Raw genomic sequence first — 26434 nt, forward strand, 5'->3', positions numbered from 1 at the left:
ATTATATTCGTTTTAACTTTTTACAAAGTTTGAAATGCCTTTCGATTGAATTCCAATATTGACTGCTGACTAAAGGGTTTTAAATTATTTTCTTTAACACTGTGCAAAATATCATTAATGTAATAAATAACATTACCCGCTGTATCCAATTTCATCACATTTGGGAAAATATTATCAGCATTAATAAAATCGTTCCCAAAATAACTTGCAACAGCGAATAGAATGCTTAAAGCTAATACAATTTCAATCCGCTCGATATCTACTTTTAATCCAGTAATGTGAAAAATATAATTTGTTTTATCAAAGCCCATTAACTCATAGCCACTATCTTGCTCAAAATGAAGCATTAAATAAACATCTAGAAATTCTGACTCTATAAAAAATAGGTCTTCATTGGGTATGAGTGTTTCAAAAGCTTGTTCTTGATAACCTTTTCTAAATTTCAACTTTAAATCTATGTCATTATCTAAATTTAACAGCCGTCGAAAAAAACGATTAGCAGAGTCATTGAGCATGCCAATATCAATAGCATGGTAAGCTTCAGTAAATGTTTCTATTGAAAAACTCATGCTATGTTATGCAAATTGTTTTAAAAAACGCACATCATTTTGATAGAACAAGCGCAAATCATTCACCCCATAATACAACATGGCAAAGCGCTCAATCCCCATCCCAAATGCAAAACCTTGGTACTTGGTCGGGTCAATACCGCTATCGGACAACACTTTTGGATGCACCATACCACAGCCCATCACTTCTAGCCATTTGCCCCCACCTGCATAAGTATCGGCAAGGATATCCACTTCTGCAGACGGCTCAGTAAATGGAAAATACGACGGGCGAAAACGCACCGTAAGTTTGCGACCAAAAAACGCCTGCAAAAACTCATGAATCAAGCCTTTTAACTCAGCAAAATTGGTCGATTCGCTAACATACAAACCTTCAAGCTGATGAAACATCGGTGAGTGGGTTTGGTCGCTGTCGTTGCGATACACACGTCCTGGACAGATGATACGAATCGGCAGGTTGCCTTTTTCCATCGTGCGAATTTGCACCGAACTGGTATGGGTACGTAGCACATAATTGGCATTAAAATAAAAGGTATCGTGCATGGCGCGCGCTGGGTGATGGCTTGGAATATTTAGCGCCTCGAAATTGTAGTAGTCGCTCTCAACTTCAGGGCCTGTTGCGACTTCAAAGCCTGCTTGACGGAAAAACCCTTGCATACGCTCAGCGGTCATGGTGACAGGGTGCAAATTACCCGCTTGTTGTCCACGTGCTGGCAGGGTGATGTCAATGGATTCACTGGCAAGCTTGGCAGCCAAGGCTTTGGCTTCTAAATCGCTTTGCGCTTGTTGTAGGCTGTCATTGATTTGGGTACGTACTTGATGCAGCATACCGCCGATGGTCTTTTTGCCGTCGGCATCAAGTCCGCCCAGCTGTTTTGACCAGGTAGTCAAATGGCTTTTTTTGCCGGTTAAAGTCACGCGGATGTTTTGTAGGTCTTGGGGGTTTTGTGCGGTGCTGATTAAGGCTTTGGCATCTTGAACAAATTGGGTGAATTGGTCTTGGGTGATATCGGTTAAATTTTCAGAATATTGGATAAGTTTGTCAGTCGTTATTTCTGTCATGAGCGTTGCAATCTTGGTTATCAATAGTGATAGGCATTTTAACTAAAATATGGCGATAAAAAAAGCCATTAAGCTTGCACTTAATGGCTTTTTGAAAAATCGCTTTAAAACAAATTAAGCAGCCAGTGCTTGTTTTGCTTTTTCTGCCAACGCCGTAAAACCTTGCGCATCATGCATAGCGATGTCTGCTAATACACGGCGGTCGATTTCGATGCTGGCTTTTTTCAGACCGTTGATCATACGGCTGTAGCTTAAGCCATTTAAGCGCGCACCCGCGTTGATACGTGCAATCCATAAACGACGGAATGAACGTTTTTTGTTACGACGGTCACGATACGCATATTGACCTGCTTTGGTAACTGCTTGTACAGCAACACGGAAAACACGAGAACGCGCACCGTAATAACCTTTTGCACGAGCCAATACTTTTTTATGACGGCGATTTGCCTGTACACCACGTTTTACACGAGCCATAATTTACTCCTAAAGTTTTGTAATATCAGTTGATTGAATACCTATAAATTATAGGTAAGGACACATACGGTAAACACGTTTCTCATCAGACACGTGTACCAATTTGCATCCACGTAATTGACGGATACGCTTAGGAGATTTTTTGGTCAAAATGTGGCGTTTGAATGCTTGTTTGCGTTTGATACCGTTACCAGTTTTTTTAAAACGCTTGGCAGCACCACGGCGAGTTTTTAATTTCATGATAGCCTCTTGTTCGTTTTTGACAAAGATTAAACATCTTTATCAAGTGAAGTTAACCTGTTTGTCAAAAAATCCTCATCACACTGGATTTTTTGCCTTGAGGTGGGAGGCGATATTTTATCAAAAATCATTCGTGAATGCACGCTATTGTTATCACTAATTTTTCTTTGACATCCATTTTATTGATGTTACATTAATATTTCTCTACTATAATAGATAAATTATTATTAAGGGCTGTTTGTAGAATTTTTAAAAAATCAATGATATCAATTACTTAACATAAAGACTTGGTAAATCTATCACGGAATTACATTAATTAAGTTAACAACTGAGTTTATGAAAACTGCGGTTAAATTGGCTAAAAGTGATAAGTGAGCCCTATTTTGGACACAGTTTACGTTAGTTTGTTTGACCTTAAGGTATTTATCGGGCTCTTAAGCTTCTGAAAAGTTTAATGTGTAATACTCTCTTATCAACATCAACATCAACATCATGAGGTTAGAATTCTTGTCAACGTTAAGCACAAATATTGAAGTTGCCCATTTCGTGTTTGAGACCGTCATGCGCGTGCGCAATACCGAAATTGGATTAGCACAACATTTAACGGTTGAAAATTTGGTGGCATTGCTTACCGAAGCCCGTTTTCGTTTTTTATATTCAAAAGGCATTAAAGAGGTTAATACTGAGTACCAAGGCTTGGTCATTAATCATATCGAGACCCAAATACTTGATCGGGTACGAGCGCGTGAAGAACTGTTATTTGAAGTCGGCGTGCAGCATTTAACCGATTTGGGTGGGGATTTTGTGTTTAAAGTCTCGCGGATGTTTGATGACTCCTTGGTGGCGTATGCCAAAATGGGCTTTGTGGCGTATGACTATCGTCAAAGCCAAGAAATCCCGTTATCAGCTACCATCAAAGAAGCCTTAGATGTGAAACCCTTTGAGATTTAGGGCTTGATGAATTATGATAAATGCCCGCATCGCTTGATGGGTGCTTTTTTTGGTTAGGGCTTGCATAGTATGATACAGGGCGTGAATATGGATTGGTTAGATACACTAAAATTTGATGACAATGGGCTCATGCCTGCAATCGCTCAAGATTTTCATACAGGGCGCATTTTGATGATGGCATGGATGAATCGCGAGTCATTACGCCTGACTGCTGAAAAAATGCAAGCAGTGTATTGGTCACGCTCTCGCGGTAAATTATGGCACAAAGGCGAAAGCTCTGGGCATTTTCAGCAAGTCCATGAAATCCGCCTAGACTGCGATGCTGATGTGATTGTGTTGTCAGTCACCCAAGTGGGGGGGATTGCTTGCCACACGGGTCGGCAGTCCTGTTTTTATCGTCTGCTTGCCGATGACCGCGGACAGCTACAATGGCAAACTACTGATGCGGTTATCAAAGACCCTGATGCGATTTATGGTGACAACGCCAAACCGACTCATGAACGCTCGCCGCTTGCAAGCAATTCGACACAAACAAGCAATCCAACCCAAACAAGCAATGCGACACAAACGCCTACGACGTCAGCGGATATTTTAACCGCGTTAGATGAAGTATTGATTGGGCGTAAAGATGCCAATCCTGATAGCTCATACGTGGCAAGCTTGTACCATAAAGGTATCAACAAAATCTTAGAAAAAGTCGGTGAAGAAGCCACTGAAGCCATTATCGCTGCCAAAGATATCAACATTGCCAACGATACTCCCTATGAAGCCGTCGCCGATGATACCGCGGTGAAAGATTTGGTGTATGAAATTGCTGATGTTTGGTTTCATACAATGGTCACATTGGCATGGTTTAATATACCGTCTTGGGCTGTCACCAATGAATTGGCAAGACGTTTTGGCTTATCGGGTATCGACGAAAAAGCCGCACGTCAAATCTCTTAAGTAATAGCCCTTAAGTGAGCGCTACTAAGTAAACGCCACTAAACAGTCGATAAGTCCTGAGTATTGCTCGCTAACAGTGCAAAAAATTCGCCGTGTTTCACACCGTTTTTTGCACTGTTATGCCAACGCAATGGTTATGTGTTACACTGCAAATTCATATTGTCCTCACCCCTATTGTCAAGGTTAATCAAAGGATATTCTCATGGGTAGTTTCTCAATCACACATTGGTTAATTTTACTGGTTGTTGTTGTGGTCATTTTTGGCACTTCAAAACTGAAAAATGCCGGTAAAGATTTGGGTGGTGCCGTTAAAGGCTTTAAAGATGCGGTCAAAGATGAAAACGAACAGCATCTGAACAAAAACCGTGTCCTTGAACACGAAAAAGCTGAACTCCATACCACGCAGACCCAACAAGATAAACATAACGTTTAAACCCTAGTCGTTACTTTTTCTTTGGTTTTTTAATCCCTAACTGCCACGGTTGTTATGTTTGATATAGGTTTCTCCGAACTACTGTTATTTGGGGCGATTGCACTGATTGTGCTGGGCCCTGAAAAACTCCCCCAAGCGGCGCGTACTGCAGGTCAGTGGTATGCCAAATTCCGCCGTACGGTTGCAACGCTGCAGTCAGAAATTGAAGCTGAGCTTGACCTTGCCGAAACGCGCAAGCAAATGCAGCTTGAGCTGGAAAAAATCCGCCAAGCTGAAGTAGATATGAAGCGTGAGATGGAAGCCCTTCGCAGCAGTGTGAGCGAACTACAGCAACATGGCAAAGTGCCTTCGATGCAAGCTCACAATACCCAGTCGGCTGATACAACCCCTAATCTTGGTCATGATACTAACGCAGTTAGCCTACCCACTGAGCCACTCAGCCATGAACCACCCAGTCGTGAAGCACCCAATCATTTAGCTGAGCCAACAACGGATAGCACCGCGCTGTTACCAAACAAGCCACTAGATAATTCACTAGACAAACCATCTGACGAATCTTATCTGACAGAAACCAAAGCAGACGATTATTTGCTGAGTCTAGAGGCTGATGTCGAAGCCGATGCAGTGGCTAAAGACTTACATGAAGCCCTATTCGCTGCCACTGAGCCAATGTATTATCGTTGGTTTTTGCTCAGTGATTATGACCGTGTCAGACGTCTTCCCAATCCACCGTTTTTACCCAATTATCAAGCCGATCCGCTACTGCACCAATTGCCAAGTTTGGGTGGAGTTGCCCAGTGATCAAACTTATCAAAACCAAAAAAACGCCTGAACAATTAGCTATTGAACAAGCTAAAGATGATAAACCATCGCAAAACGATACTTTGGTAGATATGCCCATCACTGAGCATTTGATTGAACTGCGCCGTCATTTGATTCACGGTTTTGCGGCGGTGTTGGTGATTTTTTTGGCATTGGCGGGCTTTTCGCGAGAAATCTACGATATTTTTTCAGCGCCGTTAACAGCATTGTTGCCAGTCAATTCTTCTATGATTGCAACGGATATCACCTCATCATTTTTGGCACCGATTAAATTGACGCTGTATCTGGCTGTTATCTTGGCGATGCCGTATATTTTGTACCAGATTTGGTCGTTTATCGCACCAGGGCTGTATAAGCATGAAAAACGTATCGCCCTACCCGTGCTGTTGTCATCGGTGATATTGTTTTATTTGGGGATTGCGTTTGCCTATTATGTCGTGCTCAAAAGCGTGCTGGCTTTTTTTATCAAATTCTCCCCCGACAATGTGCTACCGATGACCGATATCGAAAGCTATCTAAATTTTGTACTCAAGCTGTTTTTGGTGTTTGGGGCAACCTTTGAGATTCCTGTGTTGACGCTGCTACTGGTGTTGGCTGGGGTGGTGACGGTGGATAGCTTGGCGCAAAAACGCCGTTACATCATCGTGGGTTGTTTTGCTATTGCGGCATTGGTGACACCGCCAGATGGCTTATCGATGGTGATGCTGGCTATCCCGATGTGGTTATTGTTTGAACTCGGTCTAGTTATGGCGCGGGTACTGGTTAAAGAGAAAGCGTTATTACAGAACAACAGCTAATCTGGCTGGATAACGCTAAAGCCTAGTCAACCTCTCATTCATCCCCACTTAGTAAATAAAGGCTAGTAAATATAGGTTGAGTAAATAAAGGAAACTGAGCAAAACTTGCCAAATTTTGCTAAAATAGCTCACTTTTCTGTTAGCAATGGCCTTATGTCAAACCCCAGCGTTATCCCCACCCAACCCCTTGTCAACAGCCCGACCCAACGCCCAACGGGTGAGCAGCAGCAGGCTGTCGATATGGCACTCACGCGCCAGTCGTTTAAGGTGGTAGCGTATGCCGGCGCTGGCAAAACCACCACGCTTAACCTGATTGGCAATCAGCTACGTGGTCGCGGGATTTATTTGGCATTTAACAAAGCAATTGCTTCAGAAGCCCAACGTAAATTCCCCCACCATGTCGACTGTCGCACTTTTCACTCATTGGCATTTCGTCATACCGCTCGCGATATCACTGCAAAGCTGCAACTACCGCGTTTTTCTCCCAGTCGCCTTGCCTCAGATTTGGGGTTGACCCCTGTACAAGTCAAACGCCAAATTGAAGGCAAAAGCCAGTTTGTGACCTTAACGCCAGAGCGACAAGCGCGATTTGTGTCCGATGCGGTGAGCACGTTTTGTAGTACCCATGCCAGTTACCCTGCGCCGCGCCATTTGCAGTTTCCTGACTGGTTGGTTGCCAGTGAAGCTGAGCAGCTGCGCGACACCTTATACCCGTATGTAGAGCGCCGCTGGCAACAGTCGATTGACCCGCGCCACCCTGCGGGGATTGGGCATGATATTTACCTTAAACTTTGGGCGCTATCCAAACCGGTAATTCCTGCGGATTTTATCTTATTTGATGAAGCGCAAGATGCCGACCCCTTGATGATGGGGATTTTGTCCAATCAGCCCAACCAAGTTATCTATGTGGGTGACGCGCATCAGCAAATTTATGAATGGCGCGGCGCTGTCAATGCCATGAAGCGCCTGCCGCTACCACAAACCTTGCTCACCCAATCGTTTCGATTTGGCGACCAAATTGCTGATGTGGCGAATGGGTTTTTAAAAGCGCTACAAGAAGAGGTACCACTGCGCGGCAATCCTGCGATGGCGTCTACCTTAGGCAAAAGTATGGTGCATGGTCAAAAAGATGCCATTCTTTGCCGTACCAATGCCAGTGCGATGGTCAATCTGTTATCTGGGCTTAAAATGGGACATAAAGTTGCGCTACAAGCCGATACAGAGCGTTTGCTCAAATTTAGCCAATCTGCCGAACGGCTAAAAAAAGGACAAGCGGCGTATGGTGTGCCTGAGCTTGCCTACTTTAATAATTGGCGCGACGTGCAGGATTATAGCGAGACGAGCGAAGGCAGCGATTTAAAAACCCTCGTCAAACTGGTCGATGAACATGGCACCGAAACGCTAAACCAGGCAATCAATAGTTTGACCACACTGGATAAGGCCGACTACATCATCTCTACCGCGCATAAAGCCAAAGGGTTGGAATGGTCACGGGTGCAGATTGACAATGATTTTTATTATGATGTGACTTCTCAAGCGGTAAAAATCTCCCCCGAAGAGTTGCGACTGCTGTATGTCGCCTGTACTCGCGCCAAGGTAAATTTGGATATTTTTAATATTCAAGATTTGATTCACGGACTCAAAGATAAAAAGGTGATTTATGGGTAATAAATATTATTGAATATTCCAACGCCATAACATTCTATTGTTTGCAGGTGCTTGTAAATATGGGGTATTAATTCCTAAAAAAGCGCAAATTAATTTAAGGTTGAATGCCTTGAACTGTAGTTTAAAGTTTTCATTAGGATAGTTATAGCCAATAGGCTGACCTGCATATTTTGCTTCATGCACAAGTTCATTTCGAATAAAAGCAATATTATCATTGCCAGTTTTTGTATTATCTGCCCAGTTTGGAATTTCCAGATTAAAGTATTTTGCTAAAACTATAAATCTTTGAGCATGTTTCACATACTTATCATTGTTAAGATTTTCCACTTTATCTTTACCAATTTTATGTACCAATAATCTATATAACCCATCTAAAACCTTATAATGAGCATCAAATATTTCCCATTCAAAATCTAAAGTTTGAGCAATTAAAAACCAATGAATACAGGCTTGCATTTGATTTATTTCTTGAACATTATTTGCATTAATATAAAATTTATTAATAGCTTCCAAGCCTTTTACTCTATCATCTCTTCCTAACACAAGACCATTTAAAGTTGAAGGAGTATAGGGAGTCTTGCCAAGGTACATATAGTTTTGTGGGTTTAAATAAAGTCCTTGCAATAGACCGTATCCGAGAACAAGAAAACGTTTGTGTTCATCAGTAAAGTTCTGAGTTTGTAGAATATGGGTGGAAGGTAAAGTATAAAAACTACTTCTTACTAAGGGAGCAGATTTTTTAAATTTTTTAAATTCTTCATCATTGTGCTTTAAAGCTTTAAACGGTGGATAAATCCAGCCATTACTAACTTCCATATTATGGTAGAACCATGAAATATATTCGTCAAAATTTTCATTAGGTATAATACTAAAACTTTGACATTTCACTTCTGACTTATCTATAAGAAATCCAAAATTCACTTAAACCTCGCCCAAAATAACTACCATTATTTTATTTATTAATGCTTTATAATACCTGATTTATTTAATTGAAATATTATATGTTATATTACCCAAATTTTGATAAGCCGCAAATTGTCCTTGCGCCGATGGAAGGACTGACCGACCCATTGATGCGGGATATTTTAACCAGTATCGGGCATTACGACTGGACGGTGAGTGAGTTTATTCGCGTCACCCAGCACGTCCTACCCGCGCATGTGTTTTATAAATTTGTACCCGAACTTTTGCATGAGGATAATTTAAAAGGCAAAACTATTCACGGCACGCCAGTACATGTGCAGTTACTGGGCAGTGAGCCCGACTTGATGGCAGGTAATGCCGTCAAAGCGGTCGAGCTTGGTGCGTTAGCCATTGATATTAACTTTGGTTGCCCTGCTAAAACTGTCAATAGTCACCGCGGTGGCTCGGTGTTGCTCACCGAACCTGAAACCTTGTATCAAATCATCCATGCAGTACGCCAAGCCGTGCCATCGGATACGCCTGTATCAGCAAAAATCCGACTCGGCTATGAAGATACCTCACTAACCGAAGAAATCGGCGATGCGGTGCAATCAGCCAATGCCAGTTGGCTGACTATCCATGCCCGTACCAAAACCCAAGGCTATAAACCCCCTGCTTATTGGGAGTTAATCGCGCCCCTAACACAGCGGTTAAGCTTACCGATTATTGCCAATGGCGAAATTTGGCAGACTGAACAAGCCATGCGTTGCCGCAAACAAGCGAACACCCCACATATCATGCTCGGACGTGGTGCGGTCACTCGACCTGATTTGGTCAATCAAATCAAAGCGAGGGATAAAGGTGACAGGGCAGAAAATATGGCTTGGCACGCGCTACTTAAGCTACAACTTGCGTTTTTGCAAGGACATACCCGTAGCGACAATATGCTGGTGGGACGTTACAAACAATGGCTTGGCATGTTGACCCAAGGCTATGAAGAGGCCAGCGAGCTTTGGCAAAACGTAAAGAGACAAAAACAGCTTGAGACCATTGTTGCGATGTTGCAAGCACAATCCCAAGCTGGTGATTACTCATAGCAAATTAGCTCAACCGTATCGCTAAATAAAACAACATCAGCGGACAGGCGAGACTAAGCGACCAAATAATTGAGCGAAAGGTTGCCCAATTGGCAATATATGCCAACCCATAAATAATCCGTAATATCACATACAACCACGCCAACTGGGTCACCACTGACAGCGGTACAAAAAATAGCAACGCCACAATCACCGCTGCCAAGAATACCGGCAAGGTTTCATAGCTATTTTGCTGGGCGGCATTGGCACGCGCTGCCGCGCCCGTTTGTTTACCCAAAAACTCGCGCGGATTGGCATTGTCTTTGCTTTTAAATCCCCCAAAGACCTTTGCCAATATCGCAAACACCAAGGGCAATAAACTGGCAACCATCATTGCCAATACCACGCTACTATTGGTGGCAGGGACAGCAGTTAAATAGGAAAACATGCCGTTATTCCCTACCCTTTAACCGTTTTATCAGTCATTTCACTAGAGGTATCATCAATGATTTCATAGTCATGGGTGATTTTGACACCGCCATTTTCTAGCATACGACTGGCTGAGCAGTATTTTTCTGCCGATAATTCGATAGCTTTTTTAACCTGCGCTTCTTTGATGGCGCTACCTTTGACCACAAAATGCAAATGAATATCAGTAAATACCGCAGGAATCGTGTTGGCACGCTTAGCCGATAGCTGACACTCAACATCGCTCACCGCCTGACGGGCTTTTTGCAGGATACTGACCACATCATAACTGGCACAGCCGCCAAGCCCCATCAAAACCATTTCCATGGGTTTGGCACCCAATTTTTCCGTTGAATCCATGATAATTTTATTGCCATTTTCAGTCACGGCTTCAAAATTAATGTCTTCGTTTTTTAACCAATTTACTGTTGCTTTCATACTATCCCCAGATGCTTATAATTTTCAAAAAAATGTTTTGTATAAAATCAAGCAATATTATGCGCTTTTTATGTCCGTGAAACAATTTATAGCAAATAAACATTACACTTTTGACATAAAAACTGGTTTAATAGTGGGTAATAAAGGCAGTGATTACATTGTCCATGTTTTTTAGCAATAATAATAAAATAAGCGTCTGTTGGTAGAGATGGGTTTATGCCCGATGATTTGATTGACCAAAACTTTAATAATGGTCTGCAAGGATGTGTGTAAACCTTGCGACCCAAAAAACTTGATAATGTGATTGCCTGCCGATTTTAACCATTAAATTGAAGGTAATCGTCATGATTGATGCAGACGGCTTTCGAGCCAACGTAGGTATCATCTTGGCAAATACACACGGACAAGTACTGTGGGCAAAACGCGTGGGTCACGATGCTTGGCAGTTTCCACAAGGCGGCATTGATTTTGGTGAGACGCCGCTTGATGCGATGTATCGGGAATTGTGGGAAGAAGTCGGACTGTATCCTCAGCATGTCAAAGTGTTGTCACAAACCCAAAATTGGCTTCGTTATCGGTTGCCAAAACGTTTTGTACGACAAGGACAATATCCTTTGTGTATTGGACAAAAACAAAAATGGTTTTTGCTCCAGCTAGATGAGAACAATGTAGAACATATCCGTTTTGATACGGCAAAACCTGAATTTGACCGCTGGGAATGGGTCAGTTACTGGTATCCACTTAACCAGGTGGTGGCATTTAAACGTAATGTATATCGCCGCGCCTTGTTTGAGTTATCACCGCAGTTGCCACTCAAAAAAGAATTGTTACTACCCAAAAACGTAAAAATTCATTCCTATTAAACCTAAACAAATAAACCCAAAAAAAGCTCACTTCGGTGAGCTTTTTTTGGCGTATTGTTAGGGATTATCCAGTACTGCCCCATTCCAGCCAATAAAAAACCCTTCGCAATCGCAAAGGGTTTTTGACAATAAGCGATTAAACTTATTTTTTGTTACGACCTGCAAATGCGCCGAAACGTTTGTTGAAGCTTGCCACACGACCTTCGTTTTGGGTTTTACGTTGTTCGCCGGTATAGAATGGGTGTGAGGCACTTGAAATATCGAGTGCGACGTATGGGTATTCTTTACCTTCGTATTCGCGAGTTACTTTTGATTTGATAGTCGAGCGAGTTAAAAAGTAAACGTCAGCGTTGGTGTCGTGGAATAAAACTTCTTGATAAGCTGGATGGATATCTGCGCGCATGGTTAGGTCTCTAGTCATTATCCTGCCCTTTGGTCTGCAGTTAGTATGCGTGGCGTGAATGTTTATTTTGCTAAAAATTCACCCAAACACCCAACCGATTAAAGCCAACACAGGATGGATTGATAAAATTGGAAGCCGAATTTTACTAGATTTGCTTTATTTTTGCAAGTTATTTCCACTGCAGCCATTTTGTGAACCTTGTATTTTTACCCGCTAACAGCGTCCATATTTGCGGTTGTTTAACATGCGCGTCGCTCACGGGTGGCACTTCAAGCACGAGCAACTCATCACGGCGAAATACATGACACACGGCAGGGTCTTCACTAATTGTTTGGGTTTTAGCAGTGGCTTTGAGCCATTTTTCGCTCGCCTTTAACCCATCAATTGCCACGATGACGTCATTAGCAGAAATCCCTGCAGCGGCGGCTTGGCTATTTCGCACAACACGTTGCACTTTTAACCCAGTAGGCTCGCTCATATATTTCATGCCCCAAGTAATATCATCGTCTTTTTGTTCAATACTCACACCCTGTTCTGACAACAGTTCAAATAGCGGTAATTCTGTCGTGCCGTCGATATAATTGGCTCTAAAATCTTGCCAAACGTCTTTGGGTAAACATTCATTCATGACGTCATCTAGATTGGCGTCCGTCATACCAAAACGGCGATTATCTTGGGCTTTGGCTTTGTCATAAAAAACTTTTATCACATCAAAAATACGTTTGCCATGGTTTATCAAAGTCAAGTCTAAACATAGCGCCACCAGCGCGCCTTTGTTGTAGTAACTAATCCCGGCATTGGCGGTGTTCTCATCGCTACGATATAGCTTTATCCACGCATCAAAGCTTGATTCTGCCACGCTTTGCAAGGCGCGTCCGTGGGTTTGATAGTAGCGATTGATTTGTTCAGCAAGCAGTTTAAGATAGCTATGTTGCGAAATAACCCCGCTTTTTTGTAGCATAAAATCATCCACATAACTGGTAAAGCCTTCAAACACCCATAGCAAGGTGGTGTACGTCTCTTGGTTAAAGTTAGCGGTTAAAAATACTTCGGGACGCACGGTTTTAACCCACCAGGCATGGAAATATTCATGGCTACACAAGCCCAAAAAGCGTTGATAACTCTCGCTTGGCCCAGCTTGTTCAAAAAATGTTGGTAGGTCATCTCGTGGGGTAATCAAGCTGGTACTGGCAAGGTGCTCAAGCCCGCCATAGTCGCTTGAAGTTGCCATGGTCATAAACAAATAATCATCAAACGGCGTGTCACCCAGCCAATCAACATAGCTTTGACAAATTTTGCTAAGGTCAGTTTCTAGCCGTTCAAGGTCGCTTTGCTGTACTCCAGAAATCACAAATCGGTGTGCAATGGTGTTTTCACCACTTTTTACATCGAACCAAAATTCGTCTTGCTCAGCAATTTCAAACGGGCTGTCAGTGAGTTGCTCGTAGTTGTTGGCAGTTAGCTGATAGATGGTTTGTTTGGCTTGTTGGTGCATTTTTTCCGGTAAGGCGGTGGCTAGGCTGACTTCCACACCGTTTACCTCATAAAAGTCTTGCGGGCAAATGAGTTCGGCTTTAATCGCTTGGTTTTCTTGCCCTTGTACCGCTAATGCTAGGGAGGTGAAGTTGCCGTATAGGCGAGTTTCATCGACATATGCCCCACGCACGGATAAGTCATAAGCATAGACTTCATAAGTGACGCTAATGCGGTCGCCTTGTTTGGCGTGGATTTGCCAGTGGTTTTTATCAAGTTTTTTAAGGCGTTGATTGTTATTGGCATCTGAATCATGAATGGTGGCGGTGACTGCCGTAATGTGTTTGCTAAATTCTCGAATCATGTAACTGCCCGCAATCCAAGCAGGTAGCCAAACGATTGGGTCGTCATTGTCGGCGGTAAAGGTCAATGTGACATCGACAAGGTGTTCACGAAATTTTTTAAAATCGAATTGGTAATGAATTTGGGACATTTTTTATCAGCTTTTTTAGTGATTATATTTAAACATTGAAACAGGGTTACATTTTAGCAGATTGATTTTAGGAATTTGCAACTTTTACGGCTACCAAAAAGCTATCTCATAGCGAGATGGCTTTTTTTGTGACTTTGATAATTACAGCTCGCCAAATTTTAATTGCTGATGCCACAGTTGATAATCTGGCATGACTCGTGCCACCTGCGCCCAAAATCGTGCCGAATGATTGGGCTCAATCAGATGACAAAGCTCATGCACCAACACATAATCCGCGCAGTCTGGCGGGAATTGCGCCAGCCAAACGGACAAGCGAATGGTTTTGGCTTGGGTGCTACAACTGCCCCAGCGGGTTTTCATGGTGTAGGGCGTGATTCTGCTGGCGGATTTGCCTACTTTGTCTTGCCAAAACGCTTGGCGATTTTGGATAAATTGACCAAGCCAAGCTTTATAAAGACTCGTTAAGGTGCGTGGAATATCCATTTTTGAAAAATCCGAGTTGTCAAAGTGGCGTTCAAATAAAGCTAGCACTGTCATTTTTTGCCCTTCAAAGTAAATATTGCTTTTAAGGGTCAAATTTGCCAAGTCTTTGACATCATTGATATAAGCAGGTTTTTTGGGTTTAAGTTGTTTAAGTTTTCGTTGTTTTTGTTGACAGTCGATTGCCCATGCAAGGCGATGTTCAAGCGATTGCATCAGCAGGTGTTGTGGCATACGCATGGGATAAGACACGCTGAGCAAGCTGGTAAACGGTGCTTCATCAATCGATTTGATACGAAAGTTGATATGTTTGACCCGTTTGCTTTCAATCGCAAGTTTGATACCTTGCTCAGCGTAGGCGGTAAGTACAGTTTGCATAAGTTTTAGCAATTATTGACGCAGATAATGCTCAAAAATCGCGCCAAAGTCATAATTACGAATGGTCTTTAAACGCTCGCCATAGGCATTTTCTACTTGTGCCACAGTTTGGTTGATGACATCCGGCAAGTTAAGTACCACGTTTTCTGACAGTTCGCGTAAGCTAAACATATTGGTGACGGTATTAAAGGATTTTTCTAGCACCGTTTCTTCATGGGCAATGCGTTTGCACTCCTCGCTAATCGCAGTCAGCGCCTTATAGATATCACGGATTTGCTCAATTTGATTTTTGTCGATATCAATCGAAAACGCCATACCGCCCAAGCTAAATTTTAGCTCAGCATCCATATCCATCGTGCCTGCCGTCTCAATCATGATATTGGCGGGCTGAAAATTGCGGTATGGATAGCGTTTTAGCAGGCGTTTTTTACTGGTCGCCGACTGCCCATCAAGGTGGATAAAGGCGACATTGGTAAAGCAACATTCGTCCATTTTTGACTTAATCACAAAATAAATCCGCTCGTTATCTTCATGAAAAATATAGTCATCAATATCAGTTTGGTTAAACTGACTCGGTGGAATGATTTTACCGATGTCACTCAAACCCAATGCATCTGAGGCAAGATTTTTGAACATAGTCACTTCCTGTTTTATCCATAAAAATTGTTAAAAACGCTGTCTGTGCGAAAAACTGTTTTCGATAACATAACACAAATATCACATTGGCAACATAGATGTCATGCTGATTACTGGCTATGATAGCGACATAACACTGATAATAAACAATAAATGAAAATGAAGGAACAAAAATGAAAACCAAGCCAACATCTAGCAATTTGAGCGATATTGATGCGGATAGTTTTACTGTGCAATTGGATGATGAATCCTTGTCATCAAGCCATATTGAAGCGGGTGAAAGTGGTTTGACCGCGATTCATCGCCAAAATATTGATGAGCAGCGGATTGATGAATTACTGGTTGAAGATAGCTTTAGCGAAGACGACTATCCGACTATTGGTGATATCGCTGACCCTGATGCCGCAGATGAAAGTTATAAAGACTGATTTTCTGTACTGAAATTTTTTGTATTTAAATGTCAAAAAGAAACGCCAAAAAGGTTGGTAAGTTACCAACCTTTTTTATTGGCTTGCAATTAATAAGGCTCGCTATTAATGCGCTTAATAATCCGTTTTAAGCCCAAGCTTTAACAATAAGTATTAATACCATCCTTGCAGATTTTGTTGCCACGCTTGCACATGTGGCAATGCCAATGATTCAAATAAATCAATATGCGCAGCATCCACATTGAGGGCAGGGATATAATGATAGTCCCCACCGCCATTGGACTGGAATGTCTGTCGATTTTCGACTGCCAACTCTTCTAGCGTCTCTAAGCAATCTGCCGAAAATGCTGGACTCAGCACTTGCACTGACTTGACACCCTGCTTACCCCACTCGGTTAGGGTGACATCCGTATAAGGTTTGACCCATTCTTGCTTGCCAAAACGTGATTGAAAACTACATTCCCACTCATGACGCTCAAGCCCCAGCACTTGCGCCAAATGCGCTGCCGTACAGCGACAACGCCTGGCATACGGATCGCCTTTTTGCTCATATGGCTCTGGAATCCCGTGAAAACTCAATAGCAATTTTTCAGGTTTGCCATGTTCAGCTTGAAAGCGTTTGACGCTTTCAGCCAAGGCTTGGATGTATTGCGGATGGGCAAAATAATCTTTAACAAAGCTAATGCTGGGTAAATTACGCTGCTTAAGACCCCATTTGGCGACGACATCAAACACCGCGCCAGTGGTGGAACCGGAAAACTGCGGATAAGCTGGCAATATCACGATTTGCTCTACTTTTTTGGCAGTTAATGCCGATAACACATCCGTTAACGCAGGTTTGCCATAGGTCATGGCAGCATGGACGCTCACTTTGCAAGGCAGTTGATGTTGGTCAAATCGCTGCTGCAACAAGTCCACTTGGGCAAGCGTGATTTTACGCAGTGGGGAATCACCGTCCCACACGCTAGCATAGGCGTGGGCAACCCGTTTGGGGCGACTGCGTAGCACAAACAAGTTTAAGATGATTTGCCAGATAAACTGCGGAATTTCAATCACGCGCGGATCGGACAAAAATTGTTTGAGATAGCGACGCACCGCTGCTTCAGTTGGTGCATCGGGTGTTCCCAAATTCACAAGGACAACGGCAATTTCAGGTGGATTGCTTGGCTTCATAATTTGTCTTTAATCCAAAAAATCATAAAAAAAGTGTGGTTAAGATTAGCATATTTACTAGGGTACGCGTACTGGATAATCACCTGAAATTGCTCAATTATTGCATTTTTTAAGCTATATTTGAATCAATGACAACCTATCCCACCCATCACCAGTAGGGCATCCACTAGGCGAGAATTTTGTTCAGATGATACGGGGCTTTTAGCAGGACTTTTACTTTTAAAGATTGCGTTTTGTGAGGGGCTGCTAGCTGATTCACCGTCTGCTTGGTGGTTATGCTGTTTGGGCTGTTGGCTTTGGTAGCTGTTTGGATGGCTGACGAGGTGATGGCTTTGATGATGGCTCACCATCGTGTCGCTTGTAACTATACTAGCATTGGCAGCCGAAACCGATGTTGGCTGATGAAACGCCAAATACGTCAATGCCAAAAATCCCGTGAGCGCCAATCCCGTAAGCGATAGGAGTGTATGGTGGGGTGATGATGCTAAATTTGGCATTTGAATTCCAAGTTGTGATAACCCATATAAACCCTTACAATAGCTATACTTTTAATGCGTTATCAATCAAAAATTAGTGAGAAAGCGGGTGAGTACACAGCAACACAAACCACATACCAAGATTTTACCTGAAGCTGAATTGACTGTCCCCAAAAATTTTGACGACGATCATCCTATTAGTTTTGCCAAATCTGGTGGCAAATCTGTGGGTATCGTCACACCGCAAAAAATTCATTTTGATACCCCACTGACGTTAGAATGCAATCGTACGCTGCCATTTTTTGATTTAATGGTGGAAACTTATGGCGAGCTCAACGCCGATAAATCCAATGCGATATTGATTTGTCATGCGCTATCGGGCAGTCATCATGCGGCTGGCTATCATAGTAGCGATGATAAAAAGGCAGGCTGGTGGGATACTTTTATCGGCCCTGGCAAAGCGATTGATACCACGCGTTTTTTTGTGGTGTGTCTTAACAACATTGGCAGCTGCTACGGCTCGACGGGTCCAACCAGTACCAACCCAGAAACGGGCAAGCCCTATGGTCCAGATTTTCCCTTGGTCACCATCAAAGACTGGGTAAAAACCCAAGTCATGCTCTCTGACTATCTGGGCATTGACATCTGGCATGCGATTGTTGGTGGCTCAATGGGCGGCATGCAAGCCATGCAGTGGTCAATTGACTATCCGAGTCGGCTGAAAAAATGCGTGATTATTGCCAGCACGCCCAAGCTATCTGCGCAAAATATTGCCTTTAACGAGGTGGCACGCCAATCGATTTTATCCGATCCTGATTTTTGTGAAGGACGCTATATCGAGCAAGGCAAAATCCCCAAACGCGGCTTGATTTTGGCGCGTATGGTCGGTCATATCACTTATCTCACCGATGAAGCGATGCGGGTAAAATTTGGACGCGATTTGAAAGCCGGCAAGCTGATGTTCAACTACGATGTAGAGTTTCAAGTGGAAAGTTATTTACGCTATCAAGGTGAGCAGTTTAGTGAACGTTTTGATGCCAATACTTATTTGCTGATGACCAAAGCCTTGGATTATTTTGACCCGGCGCGCGGCGCGATTGAGGATGACAGTATCAATGATAGCTTGAGTGATACCGATGCGCTACGGTTGGCATTGGCAAACACCCAATGTAAGTTTTTAATTATATCCTTTACCACCGATTGGCGGTTTAGCCCAGAGCGCTCGCAAGAAATTGTCGATGCGCTAATTGCCAATGGTAAACCCGTAAGCTATATCAATATAGATGCCGCCTATGGGCATGATTCGTTTTTGTTTGATATCCCGACCTATCGTCAATCGGTATTTAATTTTTTAACCGCTTAATTTAGATTTAATTTTGGATTTAACTTTAGATTTAACGAGAATTGAATGAAAATCGACCATCAACTTGCTGAACGCTGGATCAAACCCAATGCCAAAGTCTTGGATTTAGGCTGTGGTAACGGTGATTTACTCGCGCATTTGCAAAACAAATTGGGCGTGTTTGGCTATGGTATCGAAATCGACCAAACTAAAATCAATGACTGTGTTACCAAAGGCGTTAACGTCATTGAGCAAGACTTAAATGATGGGTTAGCGCGGTTTGCCGACGCAAGCTTTGACACGGTGGTGATGGCGCGCGCCCTACAAGCGGTCAAAGAGCCCGACCAACTCCTCCTCGACATGGTACGTGTTGGCAAAGAAGTGATTGTCACTTTCCCTAATTTTGCGCATTGGCAAAACCGTATTCACTTGGGTATCAAAGGTATGATGCCAATGTCTGAAGCCCTGCCGTTTGCTTGGTACAACACGCCCAATATTCACTTGTGTACCTTTAAAGACTTTGAAAAGCTGTGTGATGACAATGACATCCGTATCATCAATCGTTTTGCGGTACAAGAAAGTGAAAAGCCCTACCCTTGGCTACTTGCACAAATTATCCGTAAAAACCCAAACTTACTTGCCGATGTGGCAATCTATCGGGTTACCAAAAATTAATTATCGTGTTTCCAAAAACTAAGCTGTTTTATCGCTGATTCTATGCCTATGAAAATTTGGTAAGCGGATAAATTACCTTCAAGTATGACAATATTTCACAAAAGTAAAGCCCTACACGACACTAATTGTCGCAAGTCTTTGTTTCCTCTGTGAAATATTGTAACAACTGTTTACATTTTCCCTTAAATATTTGAAACGCAAAGCAAACAGTGTTAACCTAAAACAATCAAAAGATTGCGTTATCCTATTAAAACATAACGAATGGCTAAATCATTGTAAAATTTAAGATTTTCTGTTAATTCGTTTACCTATTTATTAAGTTTATTTTATCTAAACCTAGGCAAGCTTGCGATGGCTGCAGCTTGATACTCGGAGTTGATTATGAAATTATTGAAAGTCACCGTGTTAACTGCATTTTTAGGCTTATCTGGCGTTGCAAGCGCTGAATTGGTTGCCAATATTCCACTCAATGGCTCACGCTATGACAGCATGGAACCGATGGCATTACTAAGCCAAGCTAAATCTGGCAACCAACAAGCCCAATTCTTCCTAGCCAAACGCTACCAAAAAGGTCTCGGCATTCAGCAAAACTTCCAACAAGCCATCCAGTGGTACACCACCGCCGCCAAACAAGACATTGCACCTGCACAATTAAATCTTGCCATGATGTATATCCGTGGCGAAGGCGTGCAGCCTAATGCTGGGCAAGCGCGTTATTGGTTAGAAAAAGCGGCAAAACTGGGTGATAACCGTGCCAGCTATACCCTAGCCATGCTGGATGAAAAAGAAAAGAAATTGGTCGATGCCTACAAATGGTATGACCTAGCCGCTCGTGACGGCATGCTATCAGACCAAGTACGCACCCGCGCGCAAAGCAAAATCGGTCAATTGGCATTAAACTTGTCATCACAAGATATTGCCACTGCACGTAGCCGTGCGGATTCTTGGTTCCAAAGCAAGTAAATTTAATACAACGAATGTTTGGTTAAGTGTTAACCTAACCATTAAAATCCCTGAGACCCTAGTATTTACTAGGGTTTTTTGTTTTTATGGGTTAAATTAATCAAGATTGCTCGGCGCACATTGATTGTATGAAATCGCGCATTCATGGATTTTTTTGAACAGTTTTATGCGTCAGATACTAGCGCGTTAGCCAAGTAGTTGCCACCCCAGTTTTTGCTACCTTTTTTTGGATATGCCCTATGCCAAACCCTGCCCTACCGTCAAAAAATCAGCTTTGGCTGTTAGTTGCCGCCGCTGCGGTTATTTTATTGATTACGTCTGGGATTCGGCTATCACTTGGGTTATTTATCAAACCGATTGATGCTAGCGCGCATATTGGCATTGTGCCAATCAGTTTTGCCTTAGCGGTGACACAGCTGATGTGGGGCGTGTCACAGCCTGTGACAGGGGCGCTAGCGGATAAGTTTGGCGCATGGCGGGTACTATTGTTCGGCACCTTGCTACTGGCGATTGGCTGTTTTAGTGTACCCTATTTTGTCAGTGCCGGTGGTTTGGTGGTCACGCTTGGGATTTTGGTCGCATTTGGGACAGGTGCGGGTAGTTTTTCAGTGCTGATGGGGCAAGTAGCGAATCAGACCCCACCCCATATGCGCGGCACTGCATCGGGTATTATTAATGCAGGTAGCTCGTTTGGGCAATTTTTATTTGCGCCGATTTTACAAGGGTTAATTGCCCTGCCAGTGGTAGGTTGGACAGGGGCAATGTATTTTATGGCAGGGACAAGTTTGCTGTGTTTGCCGTTGGCCTATTATCTCACGCAGGGTAACAATGTAGGTAAACATGCGCCTGCCGCTTCGTCGGCGGTTGCCAATAACCAAGCCCACGAAACGCTATCACAATGCATTCGACGCGCGCTTAGCGATCGTAACTACTGGCTGCTGCATATCGGCTTTTTTACCTGTGGTTTTCATATTGCGTTTTTGGTCACTCATTTGCCGATGGAAGTGACGTTGGCGGGTCTTGGTAGCAATGTTGCCTCTTGGTCGCTCGCATTGATTGGCTTATCAAATGTGGTGGGCAGTTTGTTTGTCGGCTGGTGTGTGGGGCATTTTCGCAGCAAATATATTTTGTTTTGGATGTATTTGAGCCGTACTATCTTGATTGCGATTTTCTTGATGGCACCTAAGACGGCAACGACTTTTTTTATATTTGCGGTTAGCTTAGGTCTAACTTGGCTTGCCACCGTACCCCCGACTGCGGCAACCGTCGGCAAGTTGTATGGGATCAAATATTTGGCGACCTTGTTTGGATTGGTGTTATTTAGTCACCAAGTTGGTGGGTTTTTGGGCGCCTACTTGGGGGGAATTGTGGTCGATAAATTTGGTAATTATCAGTATATGTGGTATGCCGATATGGCTTTGGCTGCCTTGGCTGCTGTGCTCAATCTGCCGATTCAAGAGCCAAAAATGATGAAAGCCAATACTTAATGCTATGAGTGATGCCATACGCTAAAATCAGTTGCGATATGGCTGTCAGCATCTAAGATGATTTCTTCGTCTTGATAACGTTGTTTGACACTCAACAATGCCTCATCTTCGCTATTTGCGGTCACTTCTACCAATTGACTTAACGTCTCTTTGACTTCAATATAAAAAGTTTGCATAGCACTTCCTAAAATTAAATTAAAAGTTTTTTAAATAAATTATGCACCTATTCTTGGATAAAAATCTTGCGGCAATGAAGCTATTGAATCATTTCAAAATAATCAACTTGTTGCCGATTTCTTCTGCTCACAATGCCATGAAGAATACGAATTAAAAAGCAAACAAGGCACAAGTATAGGCAATAAAGTCGCTGATGGCGCATATCATACAATGCTTGAGCGAATTGCTGCTAAGAACAATCCCAGTTTTTTCTTCTTGTGCTATCGTAAAACGGATTTGGCGGTACAGCATCTCATCGTTATCCCTAAGCATTTTTTTACACCAAACATTATTATGCCACGTGCCAAAGGCTTGCCGGCTCGACCCAACTACATCATGTGCTCAATGGATATCAGCCAACTGCCTACAAGTGGTAAGATTTTTTTAGTGACCAATGGCAATATCGTTGCCAAAGACACAGTCATTGAGCAATGGCAACAACATTTATTTTTACGTCAAACCACTGCCAAGCAAAAGGGTTGGCTGTTAGCAATTATGCAATGTGTTGAAAAGCTGCCTAATCCCAATTTTACACTCAAAGATATTTATGCCTACGCGTCAATACTTGCCAAACAATTCCCAAGCAATCAACATATTCATGCTAAAATTCGCCAACAATTACAAATCTTAAGAGACAAACATATCATCGAATTTCTGGGCAACGGCAACAATCGCAAAATATCATATTAAAATTTGAGAGAAAGCAATGACACTATTGATACAGGCAACTGATTTTAAAAAGATTGCCCAATGTGAATTTGAAAACTTTTATGCCAGTTATATCGACTTTGACCCACAACAATGGCAGTTTATACGACGCCCGAATGAAGAAAGTGAACGAAAAAAGCAACGTAGCAATTTCTTATTTGTTTCAATTTGATAGAATCGAGCATAGTGACTATGTTGAGATTTTCCATAATGGGATGGATGAAGCATTTATCCAAAACAATATTTTAAATGTTATTCAAAGCCATCTGCCTAATGTTCATTACTATTTTGACTAAAATTTATGCCGACCCTTAGCCAACAATCCCCTGCCAAAATCAATTTATTTTTACATATTACCGGTAAACGCCCCGACGGCTATCACAATCTACAAACCGTATTTCGGCTGATAGATTTGTACGATACGCTCACTTTTAGTCATACGGATAAAGCCATTGGTGACAACTTGCCCGTCACCCTGACCAATGCCGAGCACGTCACCGACAACCCTGCCGACAATCTGATTGTTAAAGCTGCCATTGCCTTATTAGCCTTTGCCAAAAAACATCAAATTTTGAGTGACTCGCAAATCGCCCAATTACCGATTGTTGACATTCACCTCGATAAACACATTCCGATGGGGGCGGGTTTGGGCGGAGGTTCGTCTAATTGTGCGACAGCCCTAATGACGCTCAATACCTTATGGAAAATAGGATTGAGCAATGAGCAGCTACGCCTCATTGGCGCAAAACTGGGCGCGGATGTACCGATATTTATTTTTGGCAAAGACGCCATTGCTGAAGGCATTGGTGAGATTTTAACACCGATTGACTTGCCTGCGCAGCAATTTTTATTGTTAAAACCCGATGCCCATATCAGCACGGCTGAACTTTTCGCCCATCCGCTGCTAAAACGGGATTGCGCAAGCCTTTCTCATGGCTATTTGCAAAGCCATTGTCATGCCTTTACCAATGAGCTAACCGATGCCTTTACCAATGTTTTTGAACCTGTGGTATGTGCCTTATCCGCAGACGTCAACACCGCGATGAATGTTTTAATGACGCTTGCCGCCAACACCCACACCACACCGCGCATGACGGGCTCAGGGAGCTGTGTGTTTTTGCCAGTACCTAGCGATTTTGATAAAAATAGCATCAAACACTGGCTACAATCCTCACCTTTTCACGCTTATTGGGTGCATACGCTGTAACAAAATTTTGGAAAATCAACAATTGCAAAAATTTTGATGTTTATGCCCAAAAAAAGCTTGCAATTTTATGTTTTTTGGTTAAAATATCGCTTCCAATATAGGGGTATCGCCAAGTTGGTAAGGCACCAGGTTTTGATCCTGGCATTCGTTGGTTCGAGTCCAGCTACCCCTGCCATTTTCTTTACTAACCCATTTTTAGTAGTTGACGTAATGACGTTTTTCTCATCCTAATTGTAAAAGTTAGTTGATGAGTTTTTTTTGTTTGATGAAACCGTCGTTGGTCTAGAAAAATAGGACTCGCATATGCCTTATTTGGCGATTTTTACCGGAAATGCCCATCCAGAATTGGCAAAAAATGTCACCAATCACTTACATATTCCGTTAGGACGTGCCGATGTGACGCGCTTTTCGGATGGTGAAGTCGCGGTTGAAATCCAAGAGAATGTACGTGGTAAAGACGTCTTTATCCTACAATCAACTTGCTCACCGACCAATGACAATTTGATGGAAATCATGGTAATGGCAGATGCCTTGCGCCGTGCCAGTGCAGGTCGTATTACGGCAGTGATGCCCTATTTTGGTTATGCGCGTCAAGACCGTCGTCCTCGCTCAGCGCGTGTCCCTATCTCAGCAAAAGTGGTCGCTGATATGCTCAATATCGTGAGCATTGACCGTGTCGTTACCGTGGACTTGCACTCAGACCAGATTCAAGGTTTTTTTGATATCCCTGTAGACAATATTTACGGTACGCCGGTTTTATTTAAAGATTTACGTGAGCAAAAATACGATAACTTGATGGTGGTATCCCCTGACGTGGGCGGTGTGGTGCGTGCCCGTGCGATGGCAAAACAGTTGGGCGATGCCGACATGGCAATTATCGATAAACGCCGCGCCAAAGCCAACGAATCAGAAGTAATGCATATTATCGGTGATGTTAAAGACCGCGATTGCGTGATTATTGATGATATGGTGGATACCGCAGGTACCCTGTGTAAAGCCGCTGCCGCATTAAAAGAACGTGGTGCGCGCCGTGTGGTGGGTTATATCACTCACCCCGTATTGTCAGGTAAAGCAATCCAAACAATTGCAGCGTCAGTGCTTGATGAACTTGTCGTAACCGATACTATCCCACTGTCAGATGCCGCAAAAAACACGGGCAAAATTCGCCAAGTGACCATTGCGCCTATGCTGGCTGAAGCGCTACGTCGTATCAACAATGAAGAATCATTGAGTGCGATGTTTGATATTATATAAGTTTTGCCATTTTTTAAAAAAGTGGCGCATAACGCATAAATTGGTCGCAAATTTATGCTTTTTTTCACTCGCTAGTCACTTACCAATCTTTTTAAGTAAGGCTTTGTAAGTAGAGCTTTGTAAGTAAATTCAAACAGCCAAGTTATACTGACAAGGCACCCATGACTAGCCTAACCCAAGGAAACTCCCATGAGTAACCCAACTTTTGAATTAAACGCTGTCGTACGTGGCGACGAGTTACAAGGTAAAGGTGCGAGCCGCCGCCTTCGTAAACAAAACCTAGTACCAGCAATCGTATACGGTGCAGACAAAGAGCCAGCCTCTATTGCTATTCGTTACAATGAATTGATTAAATCACTTGAAACAGAAAGTTTCTTCTCTCACATTTTGACCATCAACGTAGAAGGTCAAGGTACGGAAGAAGTGGTGATTAAAGCACTACAACGTCATCCAGCTAAAAACACCCCAATGCACGCTGACTTCCAACGTATCGTCCGTGGTCAAGCGATGCACATCACTGTTCCTGTACACTATGTAGGCGCTGAAGATGCACCAGGTCATAAAGCAGGCGGTATCTTTGTATCAAATGCCACTGAACTTGAAATCACTGCCATTCCTTCAAAAATCCCAGAATACTTGACAGTAGATGTATCTGGCATGAACGTCGGTGATTCGATTCACTTATTAGATATCCAGTTACCTGAAGGCGTGGTCATTCGTGAGCTTGAAGTGACTGAACCGTTTAACCGTACTGTGGCTACTATGCAAGCGCCAACGGTGGAAGTTGAAGAGCCAGTCGAGCCAGAAGCAAATGAAGAAGCTGCCGGTACTCGTGATCCTGAAGGTGACGAAGAAGCACGCAAGCTTCAAGCACAAGATGACACCCATGATGCTCCAAAATCTGATGATGAATAATCATTTGTCATTTGCCGC

At 42.9% G+C, this 26434-nt stretch carries 32 protein-coding genes, 1 tRNA gene and 1 pseudogene; 20 read left to right on the forward strand and 14 right to left on the reverse strand.

The genetic code is table 11. The annotated features are described in order from the left end of the window. Positions 1-20 precede the first annotated feature (20 nt). The 4 genes from RT034_RS06390 to rpmI form a co-directional block, all read right to left on the reverse strand. Positions 21-569, reverse strand: coding sequence for a hypothetical protein (locus tag RT034_RS06390; protein ID WP_313015158.1), 549 nt, complete (start codon positions 567-569; stop codon positions 21-23). A gap of 6 nt (positions 570-575) precedes the next feature. After that, the gene (gene pheS, locus RT034_RS06395) at positions 576-1631 is read right to left on the reverse strand and encodes a phenylalanine--tRNA ligase subunit alpha (RefSeq protein WP_065254118.1); all 1056 of its coding nucleotides are present in this window, start codon (positions 1629-1631) and stop codon (positions 576-578) included. 114 nt (positions 1632-1745) lie between these two features. Continuing rightward, positions 1746-2105: a 50S ribosomal protein L20 gene (gene rplT, locus RT034_RS06400; protein WP_007117209.1), complete on the reverse strand. Its 360-nt coding sequence runs from the start codon at positions 2103-2105 to the stop codon at positions 1746-1748. Positions 2106-2153: 48 nt separating this feature from the next. Further along, positions 2154-2348, reverse strand: a complete 195-nt coding sequence (gene rpmI, locus RT034_RS06405; protein ID WP_036604595.1) for a 50S ribosomal protein L35 — start codon at positions 2346-2348, stop codon at positions 2154-2156. A 504-nt stretch (positions 2349-2852) separates the two neighbouring features. Here rpmI and RT034_RS06410 point away from each other — a divergent pair. From RT034_RS06410 to RT034_RS06435, 6 genes are all read left to right on the forward strand, one after another. Then, positions 2853-3296 carry an acyl-CoA thioesterase gene (locus tag RT034_RS06410; RefSeq protein WP_313015166.1) on the forward strand — a complete coding sequence of 148 codons (444 nt, stop codon included), beginning with the start codon at positions 2853-2855 and terminating at the stop codon, positions 3294-3296. An 87-nt stretch (positions 3297-3383) separates the two neighbouring features. Further along, entirely contained in the window at positions 3384-4241 is an 858-nt protein-coding gene (gene hisIE / locus RT034_RS06415; protein ID WP_313015168.1) for a bifunctional phosphoribosyl-AMP cyclohydrolase/phosphoribosyl-ATP diphosphatase HisIE, read from the forward strand. Positions 4242-4443: 202 nt separating this feature from the next. Continuing rightward, positions 4444-4674, forward strand: a complete 231-nt coding sequence (tatA, locus tag RT034_RS06420) for a Sec-independent protein translocase subunit TatA (RefSeq protein WP_313015171.1) — start codon at positions 4444-4446, stop codon at positions 4672-4674. 54 nt (positions 4675-4728) lie between these two features. Further along, positions 4729-5475: a Sec-independent protein translocase protein TatB gene (tatB, locus tag RT034_RS06425; RefSeq protein WP_313015173.1), complete on the forward strand. Its 747-nt coding sequence runs from the start codon at positions 4729-4731 to the stop codon at positions 5473-5475. A 92-nt stretch (positions 5476-5567) separates the two neighbouring features. Next, positions 5568-6293: a twin-arginine translocase subunit TatC gene (gene tatC / locus RT034_RS06430; RefSeq protein ID WP_312536390.1), complete on the forward strand. Its 726-nt coding sequence runs from the start codon at positions 5568-5570 to the stop codon at positions 6291-6293. Between the two features lie 153 nt (positions 6294-6446). Next, entirely contained in the window at positions 6447-7961 is a 1515-nt protein-coding gene (locus tag RT034_RS06435) for a UvrD-helicase domain-containing protein (protein WP_065254114.1), read from the forward strand. A gap of 6 nt (positions 7962-7967) precedes the next feature. Here RT034_RS06435 and RT034_RS06440 read toward each other — a convergent pair whose 3' ends face one another. Next, complete coding sequence (locus tag RT034_RS06440) at positions 7968-8882, reverse strand: hypothetical protein (protein ID WP_313015176.1); 915 nt, start codon at positions 8880-8882, stop codon at positions 7968-7970. An 80-nt stretch (positions 8883-8962) separates the two neighbouring features. On the opposite strand from RT034_RS06440, the gene RT034_RS06445 reads away from it, so the two are divergent. Beyond that, positions 8963-9961, forward strand: a complete 999-nt coding sequence (locus RT034_RS06445; RefSeq protein ID WP_313015179.1) for a tRNA dihydrouridine synthase — start codon at positions 8963-8965, stop codon at positions 9959-9961. Between the two features lie 4 nt (positions 9962-9965). On the opposite strand, the gene RT034_RS06450 is transcribed toward RT034_RS06445, so the two are convergent. After that, positions 9966-10388, reverse strand: a complete 423-nt coding sequence (locus tag RT034_RS06450) for an MAPEG family protein (RefSeq protein ID WP_313015182.1) — start codon at positions 10386-10388, stop codon at positions 9966-9968. 11 nt (positions 10389-10399) lie between these two features. Next, the gene (locus RT034_RS06455) at positions 10400-10846 is read right to left on the reverse strand and encodes an OsmC family protein (protein ID WP_313015183.1); all 447 of its coding nucleotides are present in this window, start codon (positions 10844-10846) and stop codon (positions 10400-10402) included. A 344-nt stretch (positions 10847-11190) separates the two neighbouring features. Here RT034_RS06455 and RT034_RS06460 point away from each other — a divergent pair, with 344 nt between their 5' ends. Further along, positions 11191-11709, forward strand: coding sequence for an RNA pyrophosphohydrolase (locus RT034_RS06460; protein WP_036596083.1), 519 nt, complete (start codon positions 11191-11193; stop codon positions 11707-11709). Positions 11710-11851: 142 nt separating this feature from the next. Here RT034_RS06460 and RT034_RS06465 read toward each other — a convergent pair whose 3' ends face one another. From RT034_RS06465 to RT034_RS06480, 4 genes are all read right to left on the reverse strand, one after another. Then, entirely contained in the window at positions 11852-12112 is a 261-nt protein-coding gene (locus RT034_RS06465; RefSeq protein ID WP_007117222.1) for a type B 50S ribosomal protein L31, read from the reverse strand. Positions 12113-12281: 169 nt separating this feature from the next. Then, positions 12282-14078 carry a M61 family metallopeptidase gene (locus RT034_RS06470; RefSeq protein ID WP_313015185.1) on the reverse strand — a complete coding sequence of 599 codons (1797 nt, stop codon included), beginning with the start codon at positions 14076-14078 and terminating at the stop codon, positions 12282-12284. A gap of 141 nt (positions 14079-14219) precedes the next feature. Then, positions 14220-14936, reverse strand: a complete 717-nt coding sequence (locus tag RT034_RS06475; protein WP_313015186.1) for a M48 family metallopeptidase — start codon at positions 14934-14936, stop codon at positions 14220-14222. Between the two features lie 12 nt (positions 14937-14948). Further along, a complete protein-coding gene (locus RT034_RS06480; RefSeq protein ID WP_313015187.1) occupies positions 14949-15572 on the reverse strand; it encodes a PH domain-containing protein in 624 nt (207 codons plus the stop codon). A 173-nt stretch (positions 15573-15745) separates the two neighbouring features. On the opposite strand from RT034_RS06480, the gene RT034_RS06485 reads away from it, so the two are divergent. Further along, entirely contained in the window at positions 15746-16000 is a 255-nt protein-coding gene (locus RT034_RS06485) for a hypothetical protein (RefSeq protein WP_313015189.1), read from the forward strand. Between the two features lie 153 nt (positions 16001-16153). On the opposite strand, the gene hemH is transcribed toward RT034_RS06485, so the two are convergent. Further along, positions 16154-17173 carry a ferrochelatase gene (gene hemH, locus RT034_RS06490; RefSeq protein ID WP_313015192.1) on the reverse strand — a complete coding sequence of 340 codons (1020 nt, stop codon included), beginning with the start codon at positions 17171-17173 and terminating at the stop codon, positions 16154-16156. A gap of 125 nt (positions 17174-17298) precedes the next feature. Beyond that, on the reverse strand, positions 17299-17670 hold the full coding sequence (locus tag RT034_RS06495) for a hypothetical protein (protein WP_313015194.1): 372 nt from the start codon (positions 17668-17670) through the stop codon (positions 17299-17301). Between the two features lie 175 nt (positions 17671-17845). Here RT034_RS06495 and metX point away from each other — a divergent pair, with 175 nt between their 5' ends. From metX to RT034_RS06515, 4 genes are all read left to right on the forward strand, one after another. Beyond that, positions 17846-19012, forward strand: coding sequence for a homoserine O-succinyltransferase MetX (gene metX, locus RT034_RS06500; protein WP_144918385.1), 1167 nt, complete (start codon positions 17846-17848; stop codon positions 19010-19012). A gap of 45 nt (positions 19013-19057) precedes the next feature. Further along, positions 19058-19666, forward strand: a complete 609-nt coding sequence (metW, locus tag RT034_RS06505; protein WP_007117232.1) for a methionine biosynthesis protein MetW — start codon at positions 19058-19060, stop codon at positions 19664-19666. A 381-nt stretch (positions 19667-20047) separates the two neighbouring features. Continuing rightward, a complete protein-coding gene (locus tag RT034_RS06510) occupies positions 20048-20629 on the forward strand; it encodes a tetratricopeptide repeat protein (protein WP_007117233.1) in 582 nt (193 codons plus the stop codon). A gap of 239 nt (positions 20630-20868) precedes the next feature. Next, complete coding sequence (locus RT034_RS06515) at positions 20869-22116, forward strand: MFS transporter (protein ID WP_313015198.1); 1248 nt, start codon at positions 20869-20871, stop codon at positions 22114-22116. A gap of 2 nt (positions 22117-22118) precedes the next feature. Here RT034_RS06515 and RT034_RS06520 read toward each other — a convergent pair whose 3' ends face one another. Continuing rightward, positions 22119-22292 (reverse strand): DpnD/PcfM family protein, encoded by a 174-nt coding sequence (locus tag RT034_RS06520; protein WP_313015201.1) that lies wholly within the window; start codon positions 22290-22292, stop codon positions 22119-22121. Between the two features lie 76 nt (positions 22293-22368). Here RT034_RS06520 and RT034_RS06525 point away from each other — a divergent pair. The 7 genes and pseudogenes from RT034_RS06525 to RT034_RS06555 form a co-directional block, all read left to right on the forward strand. Continuing rightward, positions 22369-22779 (forward strand): annotated as a pseudogene (locus tag RT034_RS06525) (DpnI domain-containing protein); the annotation flags it as partial. Positions 22780-22815: 36 nt separating this feature from the next. Beyond that, on the forward strand, positions 22816-23022 hold the full coding sequence (locus tag RT034_RS06530; RefSeq protein WP_313015322.1) for a hypothetical protein: 207 nt from the start codon (positions 22816-22818) through the stop codon (positions 23020-23022). Between the two features lie 80 nt (positions 23023-23102). Next, complete coding sequence (locus RT034_RS06535) at positions 23103-23336, forward strand: hypothetical protein (RefSeq protein ID WP_313015204.1); 234 nt, start codon at positions 23103-23105, stop codon at positions 23334-23336. A 5-nt stretch (positions 23337-23341) separates the two neighbouring features. Then, the gene (gene ispE, locus RT034_RS06540) at positions 23342-24247 is read left to right on the forward strand and encodes a 4-(cytidine 5'-diphospho)-2-C-methyl-D-erythritol kinase (protein WP_313015207.1); all 906 of its coding nucleotides are present in this window, start codon (positions 23342-23344) and stop codon (positions 24245-24247) included. 99 nt (positions 24248-24346) lie between these two features. Further along, positions 24347-24422: transfer RNA gene (locus RT034_RS06545), tRNA-Gln, on the forward strand. 128 nt (positions 24423-24550) lie between these two features. After that, a complete protein-coding gene (locus tag RT034_RS06550; protein ID WP_095356733.1) occupies positions 24551-25501 on the forward strand; it encodes a ribose-phosphate pyrophosphokinase in 951 nt (316 codons plus the stop codon). A gap of 189 nt (positions 25502-25690) precedes the next feature. Then, the gene (locus tag RT034_RS06555) at positions 25691-26416 is read left to right on the forward strand and encodes a 50S ribosomal protein L25/general stress protein Ctc (RefSeq protein ID WP_313015211.1); all 726 of its coding nucleotides are present in this window, start codon (positions 25691-25693) and stop codon (positions 26414-26416) included. Positions 26417-26434 lie beyond the last annotated feature (18 nt).

The organism is Moraxella sp. CTOTU48841, from assembly GCF_032061225.1.
GTDB lineage: Bacteria > Pseudomonadota > Gammaproteobacteria > Pseudomonadales > Moraxellaceae > Faucicola > Faucicola cinerea.